This is a genomic window from Acidovorax lacteus, assembly GCF_039540375.1.
In the GTDB taxonomy this organism is placed as follows: Bacteria; Pseudomonadota; Gammaproteobacteria; order Burkholderiales; family Burkholderiaceae_C; genus Acidovorax_G; species Acidovorax_G lacteus.
Genome location: NZ_BAABEX010000023.1, coordinates 1 through 811, shown reverse-complemented (window position 1 = coordinate 811; position 811 = coordinate 1). Strand labels below are relative to the sequence as shown.

Sequence of the window (811 nt, the reverse complement as noted above, 5' to 3'; positions counted from 1 at the left end):
CCGATGGCCACCAGTGCGTGGTAGATGCCCCAGACGGTGCCGAACAGGCCGATGAACGGCGCGGTCGAGCCCACCGACGCCAGAATGGCCAGGCCCGACTGCATGCGTGCGGTGAACTCGTCGATGCAGTTGCGCAGGCAGCGCGTGACCCAGTCGCTCACGTCCAGCGTGTCATGCAGGTGCGCTTTGGTGTTGCGATGGTGCGCTGTGGCTTCACGGCCTTCCAGTGCCAGGTGGCGGAAGGGATTGGTCGGGTCCGTACCCAGTTTGTCCAGGCCTGCAGCGAAGTCCTCGCTGTGCCAGAAATCTTGTGCGGCCCGGGCGTGCTTCTTGAAGCGCACCAGATCCAGGGCTTTGATCACGATGACGATCCACGAGGCCAGGGACATACCCAGCAGGATGATGGCGACCGCCCGGGTGACGAAGTCCCCTTGGGTCCAGACGTTGGCAATGCCGAAATGCGATTCCATGAAAACTCCTGAAAAACTTATTCGAGAACGAAGCTGATCGACTGCAGGTACCACATGGCCTCGGGCGTGCCGTTGCGCTTGCCGGGCACGAAGCGCCAGCGCATCACGGTGTCCAGGGCCTGGCGGTCCAGCCGGTCAAAGCCGCTGGATTGGTTGAGTTCGACCTTCTGGGGTGTGCCGTCTGCGCCGATCAGCACGCGCACCACCACCTTGCCTTGCTCGCCCATGCGCTTGCTCACCGCTGGATACGGGGGCTTGGGGTTGTTCAGGTGCGCAGCGTCGCTGGACGGCAGTTCGATGCGCGGTGCGGCCGCCGGGGCGGGGGCTGCGGCCGGTGCTGC

Annotated in this window: 2 protein-coding genes; both read right to left on the bottom strand. The window is 64.6% G+C overall.

Annotated features, from left to right (window positions below):
• The coding region (locus ABD866_RS10890; RefSeq protein WP_345064595.1) for a MotA/TolQ/ExbB proton channel family protein at window positions 1-470 on the bottom strand (470 nt) is incomplete at its 3' end.
• A 17-nt stretch (window positions 471-487) separates the two neighbouring features.
• A partial coding sequence (locus ABD866_RS10885) for an energy transducer TonB (protein ID WP_345064593.1) occupies window positions 488-811 on the bottom strand: 324 nt, incomplete at its 5' end.